This is a genomic window from Pseudomonas sp. App30, assembly GCF_047947025.1.
GTDB lineage: Bacteria > Pseudomonadota > Gammaproteobacteria > Pseudomonadales > Pseudomonadaceae > Aquipseudomonas.
Genome location: NZ_CP133165.1, coordinates 3,093,138 through 3,111,309, shown reverse-complemented (window position 1 = coordinate 3,111,309; position 18,172 = coordinate 3,093,138). Strand labels below are relative to the sequence as shown.

The 18,172-nt window shown below is 64.7% G+C and carries 15 protein-coding genes; 6 read left to right on the top strand and 9 right to left on the bottom strand.

Annotation, left to right across the window (positions count from 1 at the left end; all coding sequences use genetic code 11):
• Positions 1-106: 106 nt before the first annotated feature.
• The 8 genes from RAM80_RS14500 to RAM80_RS14465 all read right to left on the bottom strand — a co-directional run bounded on the left by RAM80_RS14500 (position 107) and on the right by RAM80_RS14465 (position 9,984).
• Entirely contained in the window at positions 107-2,029 is a 1,923-nt protein-coding gene (locus RAM80_RS14500; protein ID WP_158153224.1) for a PrkA family serine protein kinase, read from the bottom strand.
• Positions 2,030-2,308: 279 nt separating this feature from the next.
• Positions 2,309-2,638: a thiosulfate sulfurtransferase GlpE gene (glpE, locus tag RAM80_RS14495; RefSeq protein ID WP_416427168.1), complete on the bottom strand. Its 330-nt coding sequence runs from the start codon at positions 2,636-2,638 to the stop codon at positions 2,309-2,311.
• Positions 2,639-2,764: 126 nt separating this feature from the next.
• Positions 2,765-3,613: a symmetrical bis(5'-nucleosyl)-tetraphosphatase gene (locus tag RAM80_RS14490; RefSeq protein ID WP_416427167.1), complete on the bottom strand. Its 849-nt coding sequence runs from the start codon at positions 3,611-3,613 to the stop codon at positions 2,765-2,767.
• Complete coding sequence (gene apaG / locus RAM80_RS14485; protein WP_416427166.1) at positions 3,613-3,993, bottom strand: Co2+/Mg2+ efflux protein ApaG; 381 nt, start codon at positions 3,991-3,993, stop codon at positions 3,613-3,615. Before apaG ends, RAM80_RS14490 begins: the two co-directional genes overlap by 1 nt.
• A gap of 106 nt (positions 3,994-4,099) precedes the next feature.
• On the bottom strand, positions 4,100-4,906 hold the full coding sequence (gene rsmA, locus RAM80_RS14480) for a 16S rRNA (adenine(1518)-N(6)/adenine(1519)-N(6))-dimethyltransferase RsmA (protein WP_416427165.1): 807 nt from the start codon (positions 4,904-4,906) through the stop codon (positions 4,100-4,102).
• Positions 4,903-5,892: a 4-hydroxythreonine-4-phosphate dehydrogenase PdxA gene (pdxA, locus tag RAM80_RS14475; RefSeq protein ID WP_416427164.1), complete on the bottom strand. Its 990-nt coding sequence runs from the start codon at positions 5,890-5,892 to the stop codon at positions 4,903-4,905. The genes rsmA and pdxA overlap by 4 nt, the downstream gene beginning before the upstream one ends.
• Positions 5,889-7,217, bottom strand: a complete 1,329-nt coding sequence (locus RAM80_RS14470; RefSeq protein WP_416427163.1) for a peptidylprolyl isomerase — start codon at positions 7,215-7,217, stop codon at positions 5,889-5,891. The genes pdxA and RAM80_RS14470 overlap by 4 nt, the downstream gene beginning before the upstream one ends.
• A complete protein-coding gene (locus tag RAM80_RS14465) occupies positions 7,198-9,984 on the bottom strand; it encodes an LPS-assembly protein LptD (protein WP_416427162.1) in 2,787 nt (928 codons plus the stop codon). Before RAM80_RS14465 ends, RAM80_RS14470 begins: the two co-directional genes overlap by 20 nt.
• A 129-nt stretch (positions 9,985-10,113) precedes the next feature.
• Between RAM80_RS14465 and RAM80_RS14460 the strand changes: the two genes are divergently transcribed.
• The 3 genes from RAM80_RS14460 to RAM80_RS14450 are packed head-to-tail and all read left to right on the top strand — an operon-like array spanning position 10,114 to position 12,573.
• Entirely contained in the window at positions 10,114-11,139 is a 1,026-nt protein-coding gene (locus RAM80_RS14460; protein ID WP_416427161.1) for an aminoglycoside phosphotransferase family protein, read from the top strand.
• Positions 11,136-11,804 carry an N-acetylmuramate alpha-1-phosphate uridylyltransferase MurU gene (gene murU / locus RAM80_RS14455; RefSeq protein WP_416427160.1) on the top strand — a complete coding sequence of 223 codons (669 nt, stop codon included), beginning with the start codon at positions 11,136-11,138 and terminating at the stop codon, positions 11,802-11,804. Before RAM80_RS14460 ends, murU begins: the two co-directional genes overlap by 4 nt.
• Position 11,805: 1 nt before the next feature.
• Entirely contained in the window at positions 11,806-12,573 is a 768-nt protein-coding gene (locus RAM80_RS14450) for a TerB family tellurite resistance protein (RefSeq protein ID WP_416427159.1), read from the top strand.
• A 106-nt stretch (positions 12,574-12,679) separates the two neighbouring features.
• On the opposite strand, the gene RAM80_RS14445 is transcribed toward RAM80_RS14450, so the two are convergent.
• Complete coding sequence (locus tag RAM80_RS14445; protein WP_416427158.1) at positions 12,680-13,660, bottom strand: alpha/beta hydrolase family protein; 981 nt, start codon at positions 13,658-13,660, stop codon at positions 12,680-12,682.
• A gap of 92 nt (positions 13,661-13,752) precedes the next feature.
• Between RAM80_RS14445 and RAM80_RS14440 the strand changes: the two genes are divergently transcribed.
• The 3 genes from RAM80_RS14440 to RAM80_RS14430 all read left to right on the top strand — a co-directional run bounded on the left by RAM80_RS14440 (position 13,753) and on the right by RAM80_RS14430 (position 18,143).
• The gene (locus RAM80_RS14440; RefSeq protein ID WP_416427157.1) at positions 13,753-16,146 is read left to right on the top strand and encodes a PAS domain S-box protein; all 2,394 of its coding nucleotides are present in this window, start codon (positions 13,753-13,755) and stop codon (positions 16,144-16,146) included.
• Positions 16,143-16,772, top strand: a complete 630-nt coding sequence (locus RAM80_RS14435) for a response regulator (protein ID WP_416427156.1) — start codon at positions 16,143-16,145, stop codon at positions 16,770-16,772. Before RAM80_RS14440 ends, RAM80_RS14435 begins: the two co-directional genes overlap by 4 nt.
• A 261-nt stretch (positions 16,773-17,033) precedes the next feature.
• Positions 17,034-18,143: an ABC transporter ATP-binding protein gene (locus RAM80_RS14430; RefSeq protein WP_416427155.1), complete on the top strand. Its 1,110-nt coding sequence runs from the start codon at positions 17,034-17,036 to the stop codon at positions 18,141-18,143.
• Positions 18,144-18,172: the final 29 nt, after the last annotated feature.

Below are 18,172 nucleotides of genomic sequence, written 5' to 3'. Positions count from 1 at the left end.
CAAGCCTTAAGCTGCAAGCCGCAAGTCAAAAGCTACAGGCCGCGACCTCGGGGCACCGGCGCGGTGGCGGTGCCCCAAGGCGTGCAGCTTGAAGCTTACCGCTGCTTCACTGCGACTTTCTGACCCGCAGGTACCACTCGGAGAGCAGCCGTACCTGTTTGTCGGTGTACCCGCGTTCGACCATTCGCGTAACGAAGTCGTTGTGTTTTTGCTGGTCCTCCTTGCTGGCCTTGGCGTTGAAGCTGATGACGGGCAGCAGGTCCTCGGTGTTGGAGAACATTTTCTTCTCGATGACCACCCGCAGCTTCTCGTAGCTGAGCCAGGTGGGGTTCTTGCCGTTGTTGTTGGCCCGGGCGCGCAGCACGAAGTTGACGATCTCGTTGCGGAAATCCTTCGGGTTGCTGATGCCGGCCGGCTTCTCGATTTTCTCCAGTTCTTCGTTGAGGGCCACGCGGTTGAGGATTTCGCCGGTTTCCGGGTCGCGGTATTCCTGGTCTTGAATCCAGAAGTCGGCGTACAGCACGTAGCGGTCGAAGATGTTCTGGCCGTATTCGCTGTAGGACTCCAGGTAAGCGGTCTGGATTTCCTTGCCGATGAACTCGATGTAGCGCGGCGCCAGGTATTCCTTCAGGTAGCGCAGGTAGCGTTCGCGCACCTCCGCCGGGAATTGCTCCTGCTCGATCTGCTGTTCCAGCACGTACAGCAGGTGCACCGGGTTGGCGGCGATTTCATGCGGGTCGAAGTTGAACACCTTGGACAGGATCTTGAACGCGAAGCGGGTCGACAGGCCGTTCATGCCCTCGTCCACGCCGGCGCTGTCGCGGTATTCCTGGATCGACTTGGCCTTGGGATCGGTATCCTTGAGGTTCTCGCCGTCGTAGACGCGCATCTTCGAGTAGATGTTGGAGTTTTCCGGCTCCTTGAGGCGCGACAGCACGGTGAACTGGGCCAGCATCTTGAGGGTGTCGGGGGCGCAATGGGCCTTGGACAGGGAGCTGTTGAACAGCAGCTTGTCGTAGATCTTGATCTCGTCGCTGACGCGCAGGCAGTACGGCACCTTGACGATGTAGATCCGGTCGATGAACGCCTCGTTGTTCTTGTTGTTGCGGAAGCTGTGCCATTCCGATTCGTTGGAGTGGGCCAGCAGGATGCCGGAGTAGGGGATGGCCCCCAGGCCTTCGGTGCTGTTGTAGTTGCCTTCCTGGGTGGCGGTGAGCAAGGGGTGCAGGACCTTGATCGGCGCCTTGAACATCTCGACGAATTCCATCAGGCCCTGGTTGGCCCGGCACAGCGCGCCCGAGTAGCTGTAGGCGTCGGCGTCGTTCTGTGGGTATTCCTCCAGCTTGCGGATGTCGACTTTACCCACCAGCGCGGAGATGTCCTGGTTGTTCTCGTCGCCCGGCTCGGTCTTCGCCACGGCGATCTGGTTGAGGATGGACGGGTAGAGCTTCACCACGCGGAACTGGCTGATGTCGCCGCCGAACTCGGCCAGGCGCTTGGTGGCCCACGGCGACATGATGGTGTTGAGGTAGCGGCGCGGGATGCCGAAGTCCTCTTCCAGGATGGCACCGTCCTCGGTGGCGTTGAACAGCCCCAGGGGCGATTCGAACACCGGCGAGCCCTTGATGGCGTAGAAGGGCACTTTTTCGATCAGTTGCTTGAGTTTTTCGGCGAGGGACGATTTGCCGCCGCCCACCGGACCCAGCAGGTAGAGGATCTGTTTCTTCTCTTCCAGGCCCTGCGCGGCGTGGCGGAAGTACGAGACGATCTGGTCGATGCACTCCTCCATGCCGTGGAAGTCTTCGAAGGCTGGATAGCGCCGGATCACCTTGTTGGAGAAGATGCGCGACAGCCGTGAATTGGTCGACGTGTCGAGCAACTCCGGTTCCCCGATTGCCATCAGAATGCGTTCGGCGGCAGAAGCGTAGGCACTGCGATCCTTTTTGCAGAGCTCGAGATACTCCTGCAGCGAGAGTTCTTCCTGACGAGTGGACTCGAAACGCTGTTGGAAGTGGCTAAAAATACTCATGACGTCACCTCGCTCGATACGTGGAGCCGACGTCGGATCAATCAGTTGATGCTGGCAGCAGTCGAAACGATCGGCCGCTGTATACCCCCCAGAACACCTCTAAGTCGCTACCGATGACCCGCGCGTCGGTGTACCGGCTCTCCCCTGTTTTGGATGGCCTGAACCTAAGGATAGTTGGGAATCTCAGACTTCAAGGTGCAATGAGCGATATGTTATGGGCCGACCGTTCGTCAGCCCGCGCGAAGCCCCGTGGGGCGGGGGCTTGGCGTCAGAAAAAATTTATTCCGCGATGCCCTGCGCGGTTTGCTCGGGGTAGGTGACTTTCCACAGCTCGAAGCCGCCATCCAGGCTGTACACCTCGGCAAAGCCCTGGCTGACCAGGTAGGCGGCGGCGCCCTGGCTGGAGTTGCCGTGGTAGCAGACCACGACCAGTGGCTTGTCGAGGTCGGCGCCGCGGATGAAGTCCTGCACCGAGTGGTTGTCCAGGTGCTGCGCGTTGGGGATGTGGCTGGCGGCGAAGGTCTGGGCGTCGCGCACGTCGACGATGGCCGCGCCATTGGCGAGCAGCTCATGGGCCGTTTGCGGCGGGATGCGTTTGAATTCGGTCATGACAGGCTCCTGGGTATGATCGGCTTGTAGCCCGTGGGAGCTGGCTTGCCAGCGAGCTTTTTGTGCCGCCGAAAAGCTCGCTGGCAAGCCAGCTCCCACAGGTCGTTTGTTACCGATTCTACCGCGTCAGGGTTGCCCTATCGAGCCGCGTATGTTGCCGTGCTCGTCACAGGCGCAGCCGTGGCGCTCGCCGGTGTCGACGTTCATCAGGGTCATGGCGCCGCCCCACACGCAGCCGGTGTCCAGGGCGAAGATGCCAGGTTCGGCGCACTTGCCTTCCAGCGCCGCCCAGTGGCCGAAGATGATCTTCAGGCCGCGGGTCTTGCGCTCGCGAATCTTGAACCAGGGCGCGTAGCCCGGTGGCGCGGTGTCGGCGCCTTCCTTGCCCTTGAGGTCGAGCTTGCCTTCGGGGGTGCAGAAGCGCATGCGGGTGAAGTAGTTGGTGATCACCCGCAGCCGCTCGACGCCAGTCAGGTCGTTGTGCCACTTGGCCGGCTCGTTGCCGTACATGCCGTCCAGGAACGGCGGGAACAGGTTGTCGTCGCGCAGCGCCTGTTCCACCTCTTCGGCGCAGCGCAGGGCTTTCTTCAGCGACCACTGGGGTGGAATGCCGGCGTGCACCAGGGCCATGTCGCGCTGTTCGTCGTAGTGCATCAGCTTTTGCCGGCGCAGCCAGTCGAGCAGTACTGGCGCGTCCGGCGCCTCGATGATCTCGCGCAGAGTGTCGCTTTTCTTCAGGCGCTCAATGTTGCGGCCGGCGGCCAGCAGGTGCAGGTCGTGATTGCCCAGCACGCACACCAGTGACTCGCGCATGCCATACAGGAAGCGCAGGGTTTCCAGGGACTCGGGGCCACGGTTGACCAGGTCGCCCACCAGCCACAGGCGGTCGTGGGCCGGGTCGAAGCGCACTTTTTCCAGCAGGCATTTGAGCGGTTGCAGGCAGCCTTGCAGGTCGCCGGCCGCGTACACCGCCATCAGTGCAGGGCCCCGGGCACGGCCAGGCGGAAGGGCGCGATGATGGCGTCGAAGTGTTTGCCGTCCTCGGCCACCATCTGGTAGCTGCCCTGCATGGTGCCGACCTGGGAGGCCATGACCGTGCCGCTGCTGTAGGTGTGGCTCTGGCCAGCTTCAATCAGCGGTTGCTGGCCAACCACGCCGGCACCGCGCACTTCCTCGACCTTGCCGTCGCCGTCGGTGATGACCCAGTGCCGCGAGACCAACTTGGCCGGCAATTGGCCATTATTGCGCACGGTAACGGTGTAGGCGAACGCGAACCGCTGGTGTTCAGGCTGCGATTGTTCGGCGAGGAAGCGGGTGACGACGCTGACGTCGATCTGATAGCGGGGATCGGACATGCAAGGGGGCCTTATTGCAAAAAACGAAGGGCATTCGGGGTGCCGGTGTCTTGAGTCTAGGCCATCGTGCGCCCGGGCAGTAGTCCGGGACGCACGATGAGGGCGATCAGCTGGCGCTGGTCTGCTCGAACAGCTTGTCGGCCAGGCGCACGAAGGCTGCCAGGTCGAGCTGTTCCGGGCGCTTGCTGCCGTCGACGCCGGCGGCTTCGATGGCTTCGCTGCTGAGCAGGGCCTTGAGGGTGTTGCGCAGGGTCTTGCGGCGCTGGTTGAAGGCTTCGCGGACGATGCGCTCCAGCAGGCGGTGGTCCTTGGCCGGGTGCGGCAGGGTGGTGTGCGGCACCAGGCGGACGATGGCCGAGTCGACCTTGGGCGGCGGGTTGAACGCGCCGGGGCCAACGTTGAACAGGTGCTCAACGCGGCAGTGGTACTGGACCATGATCGACAGCCGGCCCCAGTCGCCGCCGCCAGGGCCTGCGGCCATGCGCTCGACCACTTCCTTCTGCAGCATGAAGTGCATGTCGCGGATCAGCTCGGCGTTCGCCAGCAGGTGGAAGATCAGCGGCGTGGAGATGTTGTACGGCAGGTTGCCGACCACGCGCAGAGTACCGGGAGCGGCGCCCAGGGTGGTGAAGTCGAACTTAAGGGCGTCGCCCTGGTGCAGGTTGAAGTTGCCACGGCCGGCGAACTGGCGGTTGAGGATAGGCACCAGGTCCTTGTCCAGTTCCACCACGTCCAGCTGTGCGCCGCTGCCCAGCAGGCCCTCGGTGAGGGCGCCCTGGCCCGGGCCGATTTCCAGCATGCGCTCGCCTTCGCGGGCATGGATGGAACGCAGGATGCGGTCGATGACGCCGGCATCGTGCAGGAAGTTCTGGCCGAAGCGCTTGCGCGCCCGGTGTTGGTATTGCTCGGTCATATACGGGTCTCGGCCATCTGGTAGGCGGTGTCCAGCGCGACCTTGAGGCTGCCGGTGTCGATCCGGCCGCTGCCGGCCAGGTCCAGGGCAGTGCCGTGGTCCACCGACGTGCGGATGATCGGCAGGCCCAGGGTGATATTCACCGCGGCGCCAAAGCCTTTGTACTTGAGTACGGGCAGCCCCTGGTCATGGTACATCGCCAGCACTGCGTCGCAGTGCTCCAGATATTTGGGGGTAAACAGAGTGTCGGCTGGCAGCGGGCCGCGAAGGTCCATGCCCTCGCTGCGCAGGCGTTCCAGTGTCGGTTCGATGATCTCGATCTCTTCACGGCCCAGGTGGCCGCCTTCGCCGGCATGCGGGTTGAGCCCACAGACCAGGATGCGGGGCTGGGCGATGCCGAACTTGTCCTTGAGATCCGCGTGCAGGATGCGGGTCACCCGCTCCAGGCGTTCTTCGGTGATTGCATCGGCTACCGCGCGCAGGGGCAGGTGAGTGGTCACCAGGGCCACGCGCAGGCCGTGTGTGGCAAGCATCATCACCACCTGTTCGGTGTGAGTCAGCTCGGCCAGGAATTCGGTGTGGCCGGAAAAGGCGATGCCGGCCTCGTTGATCACGCCCTTGTGCACCGGGGCGGTGATCATGCCGGCGAAACGGCCGTCCAGGCAGCCCTGGCCCGCGCGGGTCAGGGTTTCGAGGACGAAGGCTGCGTTGGCACGGTCCAGCTGGCCGGTGACGACGGGCGCCGCCAGTGGCGTGTCCCACACGTAGAGGCTACCGGCGTCGGCGGGCTGGGCGGGCAGGGCATCGGGGTCGACCGCCAGCACGCTGACGGCCACGCCCAGTTGCGCGGCCCGCTCAAGGAGCAGGTCGCGGCTGGTAATGGCAATCAGGGGGTGTGGCTGGCGTTGCGCGGCCAGCAGCAGGCACAGGTCAGGACCTATGCCCGCCGGCTCGCCGGGCGTCAGCGCGAAGCGCGTGGGCTTCACTGGTCGGCCTGGGCAGCCTGTTCGGCGCCAGGCAGCTTGATCTCGACGTAGGCTTCGTCGCGGATCTGGCGCAGCCAGCTCTGCAGCTCTTCGTCGTACTTGCGGTTACGCAGGATCATCATGGCTTGCTGCTCGCGCGCCTGTTCGGTGCTGTCGGTGGCACGACGGCCCAGCACTTCCAGGATGTGCCAGCCAAACTGGGTCTTGAACGGCTTGGACACGACGCCTTGCGGGCTGTCAGCCATGACCTGGCGGAACTCGGGCACCAGCGACTGCGGGTCGACCCAGTTCAGGTCACCACCGTTGAGGGCCGAACCCGGGTCTTCGGAGTAGCTCTTCGCCAGTTCGGCGAAGTCTTCACCGCCCTTGATGCGGTCGTACAGACGGTCCGCCAGCACCTTGGTTTCCGCTTCGCTGCGTACTTCGTTGGGCTTGAGCAGGATGTGGCGCACGTGCACTTCATCACGGGTAACGGTACCGCCACCGCGTTTTTCCAGCAGCTTCAGGATGATGAAGCCGCCTGGGGTGCGGGTTGGCTCGGTGACGTCACCCTGGCTCAGGGCACTGACCTGGGCGTCGAACGGCGGTGGCAGTTGGGCAGCTTTACGCCAGCCCATGTCGCCGCCTTCCAGGGCGTTGTCGCTGCCCGAGTTGGCCACGGCCAGTTGGCCGAAGTCGGCACCCTGTTTCAGGCGGGTGTAGATGTCGCCTGCCTTGTGGGCCGCCGCCTGGATCGCTTCCGAGCTTGCGCTTTCCGGGGTGGCGATCAGGATGTTGGCCAGGTGGAACTCTTCAGACAGCTGGGCCTTGCCCAGGTCCGAGGCGAGGAAGTTCTTCACTTCCTGCTCCGACACCTGGATGCGCTCGGCCACGCGGCGCTGGCGCACGCGGCTGATGATCATCTCGCGCTTCACCTGGTCACGGGCGTCCTGGTACGACAGGCCGTCGTGGGCCAGGGCCGCCTGGAACTGCGCCACGCTCATGTTGTTGCGCTGGGCGATGGTGCCGATGGCCTGGTTCAGCTCTTCGTCGGTGATGCGAACGCCGGAGCGCTCGCCGATCTGCAGCTGCAGGTTCTCGACGATCAGGCGCTCCAGCACCTGCTTCTCCAGCACGTCGGTAGGCGGCATGTTGGCGCCGCCACGCTTGGCGATGGTCTGCTGGACCTCGTGGACGCGCTGGTCCAGTTGGCTCTTCATGATCACGTCGTTATCGACGATGGCCACCACGCTATCAAGCGGTTGAACCTCGGCATGAGCCGCGCCACTCAACAACAGTGCGCCCAGAAGCAGCGGGCGCAAACAATTAGTAAGCTTGCTCTTCACGTTCTTTATAACCCTGAATGCCCTTGTCGAGGAAAGACTCGACTTTATTGCCCACTACGCCGCCGAGCCCTTTGAGCACGACTTGCAGGAAGACACCGTGGTCGCCTTTTTCGTTCTGCGGCAGCGACTGGCTGAAGTCGTCGTAGTCGACCCAGTAGCGGCTGATGAAGCGCAGTTTCCAGCAGCAGTTGTCGTACTCGAAACCGGCGAAGGATTCCAGTGTACGGCTGCGGTTGTAGTCGTACTGCCAGCGAGCGATGGCGTTCCACTGCGGAACGATCGGCCACATGATCGAGAAGTCATGCTGCTGGATCTTGTAGTAGTCCTTGATGTAGTCCGCGGTACCCGGAGTGCCGTAGTCGCCGCCGAAGCCCCATTTACCGGTGGCCGAATCGTAGTGAACGATATCGTCGCGGTAGCGGTAGCCGACGTTGATGACCTTGTTCGGGTTGTCCTCAGGCTGGTAGTGGAACATCGCGCTGCCCGAACGGGTGCTGTGGGTGTCCGGGTCCCAGTTGAAGTCCGAATTGAAGCGCCAGTCGCGGTTGAAGTGGTACTCGTACTCCAGGGCATACGGGGAACGGCTGGCGGTAGCCTCGGCGCGGTCCTTGTAATAGATGCCTGGCAGCTGGACCTTGCGGTCCTGCATGTAGAAGGCTTCACCGAAGCTGAACTTCTGGCGCTCGAAACCGTTGTCTTCCAGCCAGCGGGTGGTGGCACCCAGCGAGATCTTGTTCTCGTCGCCGATGCGGTCATAGCCGGAGAAGCGGTTGTCACGCCACAGCGAAGAGTAGCTGAACTGGTTTTCCGCGGTGTCGAAGACCGGAATGTTGTTCTGGTTTTCGTACGGCACGTACAGATAGTACGCACGCGGCTCGAGTGTCTGGCGGTAGTTGGTGCCGAACATTGAGGTATTGCGGTCGAAGTACAGGCCACTGTCGACGCTGTAGATCGGGATCGAGCGGTCGAGGTTGCTGTGATACACCTCGGTCTGCACGCCGTTGTTCACCAGCGTCTGCTTGCCCTGGCTGTCCAGGTCAAGTTGGTAGTCGGTGTAGATGAAACGCACGGAAGGCTTGATGTAGCCCCACGAGGCGGTCATCGGCAGCGCCATTGCCGGTGCCAGGGTCAGGCGGTCGCCGTTGGCGCGAGCCAGGCCCTGGACGTTATTGTCGATCCGCGACGAGATGTTGCCGTCTTCGTCGCTGTAGTTGCCGGTCTCAAGGCTGCGCTCGAAGCGCACCGCCTCGGTCTGATAGGTGAAATCCAGACCGCCAGGGTGATACGGCAGCGAACCATTGAAGGTGATCTGCGGCAGGCGGTTGTACGGGGTGATGTCCGACACGGTGGTCAGCTGGTAGCCCTGTACGTTCAGGCCCGCGGTCCAGTTGTCGCCGCGGTAGTATGCCGCTGCCTGCTGGTTCAGGTAGTCGGTGTTCTTCACGCCGATCTGGTTGGTTTCCAGATCCTGGAAGTAGTAGGGGTCACTGATCTTGGTGTAGTCGACCTTGTAGGTCAGGCGCTTGTCCAGGTCACCCTTGTGCTGCCAGTTGATCATGTAGCGATCTTGCGAGTAGTCCGACTGCAGCCGGCGCTCGTTGTCGGAATCGCTCAGGTACGCGCCACCGAACTGCCCTTCGCTGGTCGGCGTCAGGTAGCGGAATTCGCCCTCGGTCAACATGCCGCGCTTGCTCATGTAGTGCGGGTACAACGTGGCGTCGTAGTTGGGCGCCAGGTTGAAGTAGTACGGCGTGACCAGCGAGAAGCCGGACTTGCTGCTGCTGCCGATGCTCGGCGGCAGGAAGCCGGACTGGCGACGATCGTCGATCGGGAAGTAGATGTACGGCGTGTACAGGACAGGAATGTCGTGCACGCGCAGGGTGGCGTTGGTCGCCGTGCCGAAGCCGGTGGCCGGGTTCAGGGTAATGTTGTTGCCCTTGATTTCCCAGGCGTTGCTCGCTGGCTCACAGGTGGTATAGGTACCGTCCTTGAGGCGGATGATGGCGTTCTCGCCACGCTTGGCGTACAGGGCGCTGCCGCGGATGCGCTGTTTGTGCATCACGTACTCGGCGTTGTCGACCTGGGCGGCACCGGTGTCCAGCTGGATTTCGGCGTGGTCGCCCACCAGCAGGGCGCCCTGGTCGCGCAGCTTGACGTTGCCGGTGATCTCGCCGCGGTTCTCGGCCTGGTGCAGGCTGGCCTCGTCGCCTTCGGCCTGCATGCTGCCCTGGCGCATCACCACGTCACCGGCCAGGGTAGCGGTCTGCTGCTCCTGGTCGTAGCGCGATACCTTGGCACCAATGAAGGTCGGCGCGTCTTTCTTCGCCGTCTTGTCGTCCATGCCGGGCCGGATCGGCTCCACATAGGCGCCTTCGCAGTAAGGGCCGGTCTCGGCCAGCTGGGCGGCCGTGAGCTTGTCCCGGGGGACCCAATCGAGATGGCTGTAGTCGGCGCTGCGCGATTTCAGGCCACGGCCCTTGCTCTCGGTAACGAGCATGGGGCCCTTGGCCTTGTCCTCGGCGCCAGGCTTGGTCTCGCCGGCGCTTTCAGGCGCCGACGATTCCGCGCTGCCGTCATGGACAGGGCGAGGCGGCAGGACGCCAACGGGGGCCTTGGGTTTGCAATCCCAGGCTCCCGCCGCGGAGACAGTACAGTCATACTGCTCGGCGGCCACCGCGAACGGCACGGCCAGGGGTTGCATCGCCAGCAAACCGCCGGTGACCAGCAACGGGAATTTTTTACGAAACGCGGGGGATTTCAATGCCATCTTATTAGTCCGGGCTTCCTGCGTGCCATCTGCCCGCGGTGGGGCCGCACGCCTCTCGATGGTCTGAAAAAGATGCTGGATAATAAAGCATGACCCGCTTGACGGCTAGCGCCGTCGGAGACCTCTGTAATGCCCGATCAAGATGTACGCCTGCAACAGCTCCAGCCATGGCTCGCCGAGCAACTGTCGAAACTCTTTGTGGCCGGGGGCTGGGGCCCTGTACCCCCGTCTTCGCTGACCGCTGCTAGCAGCGATGCGAGCTTCCGCCGATATTTTCGCTGGGAAGGTGGTGGCCGCAGTTTTATCGTCATGGATGCACCGCCCCCGCAGGAAAACTGCAAACCGTTCGTGGATATCGCTGCCCTGCTGGCGACTTCCGGCATCAATGTGCCGCATATTTACGCCCAGGACCTGGAGCGCGGCTTCCTGCTGCTCAACGACCTGGGCAACCAGACCTACCTGGACGTGATCGATAGCGACAATGCCGACGCACTGTTCGAGGACGCCATCGATGCCTTGCTGGCCTACCAGCAGCTGCCCATGGACGCGCCGCTGCCCAGCTATGACGTGGCGCTGCTGCGCCGTGAAGTGGAGCTGTTCCCCGAATGGTACGTGGGGCGCGAACTGGGGCTGCAGTTCACCGAGGCCCAGCAGGCATTATGGCAACGCGCCAGCACCCTGCTGATCGACAGCGCCCTGGCCCAGCCCAAGGTGCTGGTGCACCGTGACTTCATGCCCCGCAACCTGATGCGCAGCGAGCCCAACCCCGGCGTGCTGGACTTCCAGGATGCTGTGTATGGCCCGGTCACCTATGACATCACCTGCCTGTTCAAGGACGCCTTCCTCAGCTGGCCACTGGAGCGGGTCGACGCCTGGCTGCTGGGCTACTGGCAGCAGGCCCGCGCCGCAGGCATCCCGGTGCAGGAGCAGTTCGAAGACTTCCTGCGCGCCAGCGACCTGATGGGCGTGCAGCGCCACCTGAAAGTCATCGGTATCTTCGCGCGCATCTGCCACCGGGATGGCAAGCCCCGCTATGTGGCCGACGTGCCGCGCTTCTTTGCTTATATAGAAGCAGTGCTGGCCCGCCGGCCGGAGCTGGCCGAGCTGGGCGAACTGCTCGCTAGCCTGCGCGCGGCCGTGGAGGCGCGGGCATGAAGGCGATGATCCTGGCGGCGGGCAAGGGCGAGCGCCTGCGCCCGCTGACGCTGCATACCCCCAAGCCGCTGGTGTGCGCCGGTGGCGTGCCTTTGATCGAATACCACCTGCGCGCCCTGGCGGCGGCAGGGTTCACCGAGATCGTCATCAACCATGCCTGGCTGGGCCAGCAGATCGAGGATCACCTGGGCGATGGGTCGCAGTTCGGGCTCAGCATTGTCTACTCCTCCGAGGGCGAGCCGCTGGAGACCGGCGGCGGCATCTTCCAGGCCCTGCCGCTGCTGGGTGTGGAGCCGTTCCTGGTGGTCAACGGCGATATCTGGACCGACTACGACTTCAGCCGCCTGCGCCAGCCGCTGGCAGGCCTGGCGCACCTGGTGCTGGTGGATAACCCGGCGCACCACCCGGGCGGCGACTTCGCGCTGCAGGCCGGGGCGGTCAGCGACACGGCCGACGGCGCGCGCTTTACCTACAGCGGTATCGCCGTGCTGCACCCGGCGCTGTTCGCCGGCTGCTCGGCGGGGGCCTTCAAGCTGGCGCCGTTGCTGCGCCAGGCCATGGCGGGCGGCAAGGTCAGTGGCGAACGCTTCACCGGCCACTGGGTGGACGTCGGCACCCACGAGCGCCTGGCGGAAGTCGAAGCGCTAGTGCAAGGGCAGCGCTGAGATGCTCTGGCCAGGGACCGTGGTGGGCGCCGGCGCCGGCTTTGCCATTGCCAGCATCCCCGGGGCGCTGCTGGGCGCCTTGCTGGGGCAGGCGCTCGACCGGCGCTTGCAGTTGCACAGTTGGGGCGAGCTGTTCGACCGGCTGCGCGGCAAGCCGAAGCTGCGCGATGACCAGGTGCTGTTCGTGCTGCTGGGCCGCCTGGCCAAGTGCGATGGACGGGTGGTGCAGCAGCATATCCAGCAGGCGCGCCACGAAATGCGTCTGCTGGGGCTGAACGAGGCGCAGCAGCGGGTGGCCATTGCCGCGTTCAACCGTGGCAAGGGCGGGCGCGACCGGTTGCAGCATCACCTGCAGCGCCTGGGGCAGCAGCCCAATTCGGCGGAGGGCGTGCTGCGCGCCTGTTGGCGCATGGTGTGGGCAGATGGCAAGGCCAGCCGCAGCGAGCGCGAGCTGATCCTGCAATGGGGCAAGTGGCTGGGCTGGAGTTCAGTGCAGGTGCAGGGCCTGTCCGCCGATTACGAGCCGGCGCGCAAGCCGCTGGCCACCAGTGGCGGCAGCTATCAAGAGGCCATGCGCCTGCTGGGGGTAGGGGCGACCACTGAGCCGGCGCAGATCAAGCGGGCCTACCGCCGGCTGCTTAGCCGCCACCACCCGGACAAGCTGGCGGGCAGCGGGGCGACCCCGGCTCAGGTGCGTGAAGCGACCGAGCGTACCCGGGAATTGCAGAGCGCCTATGCCTTGATCCGCGAACGTCGGGATTTTCGCTGAGCGCCCTGTGGGAGCGGGTTCTACCCGCGAAGGTTACACCGCGATATGTCTGACGGAACGCGGGGTTCTTTTCGCGGGCAGAGCCCGCTCCCACAACAGGCCCGCATCAATCCACAGGCTTGGGGCTGAGCCAGCCGCGCACGCGGCGGAACAGCTGTTCCTGCTCGGCGGCCTTGTCTGCTGGCAGGGCGTTCAGGGAAATCTGCGTGTAGCCGGTGTCCTTCAACCGCTTGCTGGTCTGCAGGCGCACGCGGGCGGCGTCCTGGGCGGTAGGGCTGTCGCCGTAGTAAATGTCCGCGGTCGGCACTTTCAGGCTGGGCGCCAGTTCCTGCAGGGTCTTGCTGGCATTGTTCGGCGTCATTGGCGCCACCATGACCAGGCGCTGGGCATGGGGCTGCGGGCGTTCCTTGAGGTAGCGGGCTGCCCAGTAGGCGCCGGTACCATGGCCGAGCAGCACCACGGTGCGCGACTTCTGCTGCTGGGCGAAGGTCACGGCGGCATCGATGCGCGCGAAGATGCGCTCGGCGTCGGCCTTGGCCAGCTCGTCAGGCGACTGCGGCGCAGCCTTGTCCGGTTCGGTGGCAGTGGCTTGTTCCACGGACGGGTTGGCCGGCGGCGTTGATTTACTGTCGGCTTCCTTGGGCGCGGGCGGCTTTTCCTCGACCCGTGGCTGCGGAGCGTCGGTGCTCAGGTCCGGCAGGCTGATGCTCAGGCTGCTCCAGTTGGCGTCCGGCAGTTTATTGCGGATGGGGGCCACGGCGTTGGGCCAGTCGGCGGTCTCGCCAGTGCCTGGCACTATCACCACGGCGCCGGCCGGGTTGCTGCTGTTGGCCGGCTTCCACAGGGCCAGGAAGCTGTCGCTGCCGGCTTGCAGTTGCTGCTGTTCGTCCTGGGGCAACTGGCGCTCCAGGGCCAGGGCGTCTTCCTGGCTGCGTTCCAGCAGCGGTTGACGCTCGACTTTCGGTTGCTCGGCGGCCTTCTCGGTGGCCGGTTTCTGCGCCGCATCGTCGGCCATCGCCGGCAGTGCCAGGGGCAACATCAGCGATAGGCAAAACGCTGGCAGCGTTGTGCGGTAGATTGAAGACATCGGATTTTCCACGCCAGGGTAGTGCTGGCAGCCTAATGGTATTTGTCCCGAACCGCCAAATGTAGCGTCGTTCATGGGTGATGAGAGTTGCGATGATTCGACTGTGCTGCGTGCTTATCGGCTGTTTGCTCATTCCCTTGATCGCCCGGGGTGCCCCCGTGACGCTGACGACCGAGCAGCAGGCGTGGCTGGACCAGCACCGCGAACTGCGCGTGGGCGTGGTGCTGCAGGCACCGTTCGCCCAGTACGACCGGCGCCTGCAGCAACTGTCCGGGGTGAACGTGGAGGTGATCAACTGGCTGGCCAAGAGCCTGCAGTTGGAGCTGCACTGGCGCAATTTTCCCGACCAGGCGGCGCTGGAGCAGGCCCTGCGTGACGACGAGATCGACCTGGCTCCCGGCCTGACCCAGACCCCCGCGGGGCTGCGCCTCTGGCTGTTCTCCGACCCCTACATGCGCATCCCGCAACTGGTGGTGGGCGAGCGCACTGGCGCCGTGGCCGTGGACCTGGAAAAACTCGACAGCAAGGACCGCGTGGCGGTGCGCATGCCCAGCGCAGTGGCCGACTACCTGCGCAGCACCTACGCCAACCTCAACCTGCAGGGCGTGCCCATGGAGCGCCAGGCCTTGCAGCTGTTGGTCGGCCAGCAGGCGCGCTACGCGGTCATCGATGAGGCGCAGCTGGGACGGTTGTCGGGCGAAAGCGATTTTGCCGACCTGGTCGTGGTCGGCGACATCGGCCTGCCGCAGTTGCTACGCATCGCCTCGCGGCGCGACTGGCCGCAGCTGGCCGCAGTGCTGCAGGCTGCGTTGCAGGCCATCCCCGGCAAGGACCTGGAACAACTGCATGGCCGCTGGTTGCAGCCGCGCTACCCAAAGCTCACCGAATCCCCAGGCTTCTGGCAGAACCTGAGCCTGCTGTTCGCAGTGCTGGGCCTTTCGGCGATAGCCATCGTGTTCTGGCAGCGGCGCCAGCAGCACTGGCTGGAGGGGCGCTTGATGGAGGCTCGGGACGAGCTGACCCGGCGCCAGGCGGGGGAGGAAGCGTTGCGCCTGACCCAGTTCTCCATCGACCAGAGCACCGTGGGCATCCTCTGGGTCAACTGGGACAGCCACGTGCGCTACGCCAACCGCGCCGCCGAGAGCATGCTGGGGTATGCGGCGGGCGGCGTGTTGAACCGCCCGCTGATCGATTTCGAGCCCAACCTGCACATGGACCGCTGGCTGAACCTGTGGAAGCGCGCCCGCGCCAGCGATGGCGAGCCGCTGAGTTTCGAGAGCCAGTGCCTGCGGGGCGACGGTAGTTGGCTGCCGGCGGACGTGTCCCTGAGCTTCCTGCGCTTTCATGATGCCGAGTACCTGGTGGTCTACCTCACCGATGTCACCGAGCGCCGCCGGGCCATGGCCGCCCTGCAGGAAAGCGAGGCGCGCCTGCAGGGCATTGCCGCCAACGTGCCGGGCCTGGTGTTCCGCCTGGAGCGCCTGCAGGCTGGCGGCCTGCTGGAGTTTGCCTACATCAGTGAGGGCAGCGAGAGCCTGGTGGGCTACTCGCCGGCGGCCCTGCGCCACCCGGACATGGGCCTGCGCAACCTGGTCCACCCCCAGGACCGCGCCAGCTACCACCGCACCCAGGACCAGGCGCTGGACACCGACAGCGACTGGTCGTGGCAGGGCCGTATCCTCACCCGCGAGGGGCTGGAGCGCTGGGCCGAGATCAAGGCCATCTCCCGGGGCCAGGGCGAGGGCCGGGTGTGGGACGGTATTGTCTGGGACATCAGCGAAAGCAAACGGGCCGAGCTGGCGCTGGCGCGTTCCCAGGACCAGCTGCGCGAATTGTCGGCGCACCTGGAGAGCGTGCGCGAGGAAGAGAAGGCGCGCATCGCCCGCGAGGTGCATGACGAACTGGGGCAGATGCTCACGGTGCTCAAGCTGGAGACCTCCATGTGCGAACTGGCCTACGCCAGCCTCGACCCGGGCCTGCAGGAGCGCCTCAACAGCATGAAGCGCCTGATCGCCCAATTGTTCCAGCTGGTGCGCGACGTGGCCACCGCCTTGCGCCCGCCGATCCTGGATGCCGGCATCGGTTCGGCCATCGAATGGCAGGCCCGGCGCTTCGAGGCGCGCACGCAGATCCCTTGCCTCGTGCAGGTGCCCGAACAGGTGCCGGCCTTGTCCGACGGCAAGGCCGTGGGCCTGTTCCGCATCCTGCAGGAGGCGCTGACCAACGTCATGCGCCACGCCCAGGCACATACAGTCGACATTGCCCTGGAAGTCGAAGAGGATTGGCTGGCGCTGAGCATCAGCGATGATGGCCGCGGCTTCGTGGTGGGCAACGGGCCCTCCACCTCGTTTGGCCTGGTGGGCATGCGCGAGCGTGTGTTGATGCTGGGTGGGGAATTGCAGTTGCACAGCGAACCAGGGCAGGGCACGACCTTGCGGGTTCGCGTACCGGTTCATGAGCGAGTGGCAGCGGGGGTAGGGCAGTGATTCGGGTACTGGTGGCGGAAGATCACACGATTGTGCGCGAGGGCATCAAGCAGTTGATCGGGCTGGCCCGGGATCTGGCAGTGGTGGGCGAGGCCAGCAACGGTGAGCAGTTGCTCGACACGCTGCGGCACACCCCTTGCGACGTGGTGTTGCTGGATATCTCCATGCCCGGGGTCAACGGCCTGGAAGCGATACCGCGTATCCGCGCGCTGAACAACCCGCCGGCGATCCTGGTGCTGTCCATGCACGACGAAGCGCAGATGGCCGCGCGGGCGCTGAAGGTGGGCGCCGCCGGCTATGCCACCAAGGACAGCGACCCGGCGTTGCTGCTGACCGCCATTCGTCGGGTGGCCAATGGCGGGCGTTACATCGACCCGGACCTGGCCGACCGCATGGTCTTCGAAGTGGGCCTCACCGACTCGCGGCCGCTGCACTCGCTGCTGTCGGAACGCGAATTCTCGGTGTTCGAGCGCCTGGCCCAGGGCGCCAACGTCAACGACATTGCCCAGCAGCTGGCGCTGAGCAGCAAGACCATCAGCACCCACAAGGCCCGGTTGATGCAAAAGCTCAACGTCAGCTCCCTGGCGGAGCTGGTGAAATACGCCATGGAGCACAAGTTGGTGTGATGCCACCCGGCCCCGCACCGCGGTGTTTGCTGACGCCGCCTGCGGCAGCTGCTACGGGGGATTTGTCTGTTCGCGACAAGGGCGAATGCCGGTTTCAGGGCATTGCTGGAAAAACATATCTATCCCCGCCAGCTGTGTAGGGCAATCCCTACAACAAGCCTTCCATCGCCCTGAGGCGATTCTCTCCCAGCCCCCGATTTGCGCGGCCTGCAGCCTTCACTAGGCTTAATGCACGGCAGTCAAACACATAGGGCGTGGGGTATGAGCGAGGTGAATTCGAGCGATGTGCTGGTCAGCTTCCGTGGCGTGCAGAAAAGCTACGACGGTGAAGTGCTGATCGTCAAAGACCTCAACCTGGACATTCGCAAGGGCGAATTCCTGACCTTGCTCGGGCCCTCCGGGTCGGGCAAGACCACCAGCCTGATGATGCTGGCCGGCTTCGAGACACCCACCGCCGGCGAGATCCTGCTGGGCGGGCGCTCCATCAACAACGTGCCGCCGCACAAGCGCGACATCGGCATGGTGTTCCAGAACTACGCGCTGTTCCCGCACATGACCGTGGCCGAGAACCTGGCGTTCCCGCTGTCGGTGCGCGGCCTGAGCAAGACCGACATCGCCGAGCGGGTGAAGCGCGTGCTGGACATGGTGCAGCTGGGCAAGTTCGCCCAGCGCTACCCGGCGCAGCTGTCCGGCGGCCAGCAACAGCGCGTGGCCCTGGCGCGGGCGCTGGTGTTCGAGCCGCAGTTGGTGCTGATGGACGAACCGCTGGGCGCGCTGGACAAGCAGCTGCGCGAACACATGCAGATGGAAATCAAGCACCTGCACCAGCGCCTGGGCGTCACCGTGGTGTACGTCACCCACGACCAGGGCGAGGCGCTGACCATGTCCGACCGCGTGGCGGTGTTCCACCAGGGCGAGATCCAGCAGATCGCCCCGCCGCGCACCCTCTATGAAGAACCCCGCAACACCTTCGTGGCCAACTTCATCGGCGAGAACAACCGCCTCAACGGCCGCCTGATCACCCAGGACGGCGACCGTTGCATCGTCGGCCTGGAGCGTGGCGAGAAGGTCCACGCCCTGGCGGTGAACGTCGGCGAACCGGGCGACCCGGTGACCCTGTCGATTCGCCCGGAACGCGTGTCCCTCAACGGCCACAGCGAGCAATGCAGCAACCGATTCTCTGGCCGGGTTGCCGAGTTCATCTACCTGGGCGACCACGTACGCGTGCGCCTGGAGGTGTGCGGCAAGTCGGATTTCTTCGTGAAGCAGCCAATCGCCGAGCTGGACCCGGCATTGGCCGTGGGCGATGTGGTACCGCTCGGCTGGCAGGTCGAGCACGCGCGTGCGCTGGATCCGTTGTCAGTCGACTAGAGGCGAGCCCAATCGCCCGAAGCAACACT

Excerpts from the sequence above, each read along its gene's own strand:
- RAM80_RS14440 (WP_416427157.1), top strand. The coding sequence starts at position 13,753 with ATGATTCGACTGTGCTGCGTGCTTATCGGCTGTTTGCTCATTCCCTTG.
- RAM80_RS14430 (WP_416427155.1), top strand. The coding sequence starts at position 17,034 with ATGAGCGAGGTGAATTCGAGCGATGTGCTGGTCAGCTTCCGTGGCGTG.
- RAM80_RS14490 (WP_416427167.1), bottom strand. The coding sequence starts at position 3,613 with ATGGCGGTGTACGCGGCCGGCGACCTGCAAGGCTGCCTGCAACCGCTC.
- rsmA (WP_416427165.1), bottom strand. The coding sequence starts at position 4,906 with ATGACCGAGCAATACCAACACCGGGCGCGCAAGCGCTTCGGCCAGAAC.
- RAM80_RS14460 (WP_416427161.1), top strand. The coding sequence starts at position 10,114 with ATGCCCGATCAAGATGTACGCCTGCAACAGCTCCAGCCATGGCTCGCC.
- glpE (WP_416427168.1), bottom strand. The coding sequence starts at position 2,638 with ATGACCGAATTCAAACGCATCCCGCCGCAAACGGCCCATGAGCTGCTC.
- RAM80_RS14445 (WP_416427158.1), bottom strand. The coding sequence starts at position 13,660 with ATGTCTTCAATCTACCGCACAACGCTGCCAGCGTTTTGCCTATCGCTG.
- RAM80_RS14450 (WP_416427159.1), top strand. The coding sequence starts at position 11,806 with ATGCTCTGGCCAGGGACCGTGGTGGGCGCCGGCGCCGGCTTTGCCATT.
- RAM80_RS14500 (WP_158153224.1), bottom strand. The coding sequence starts at position 2,029 with ATGAGTATTTTTAGCCACTTCCAACAGCGTTTCGAGTCCACTCGTCAG.
- murU (WP_416427160.1), top strand. The coding sequence starts at position 11,136 with ATGAAGGCGATGATCCTGGCGGCGGGCAAGGGCGAGCGCCTGCGCCCG.
- RAM80_RS14465 (WP_416427162.1), bottom strand. The coding sequence starts at position 9,984 with ATGGCATTGAAATCCCCCGCGTTTCGTAAAAAATTCCCGTTGCTGGTC.
- apaG (WP_416427166.1), bottom strand. The coding sequence starts at position 3,993 with ATGTCCGATCCCCGCTATCAGATCGACGTCAGCGTCGTCACCCGCTTC.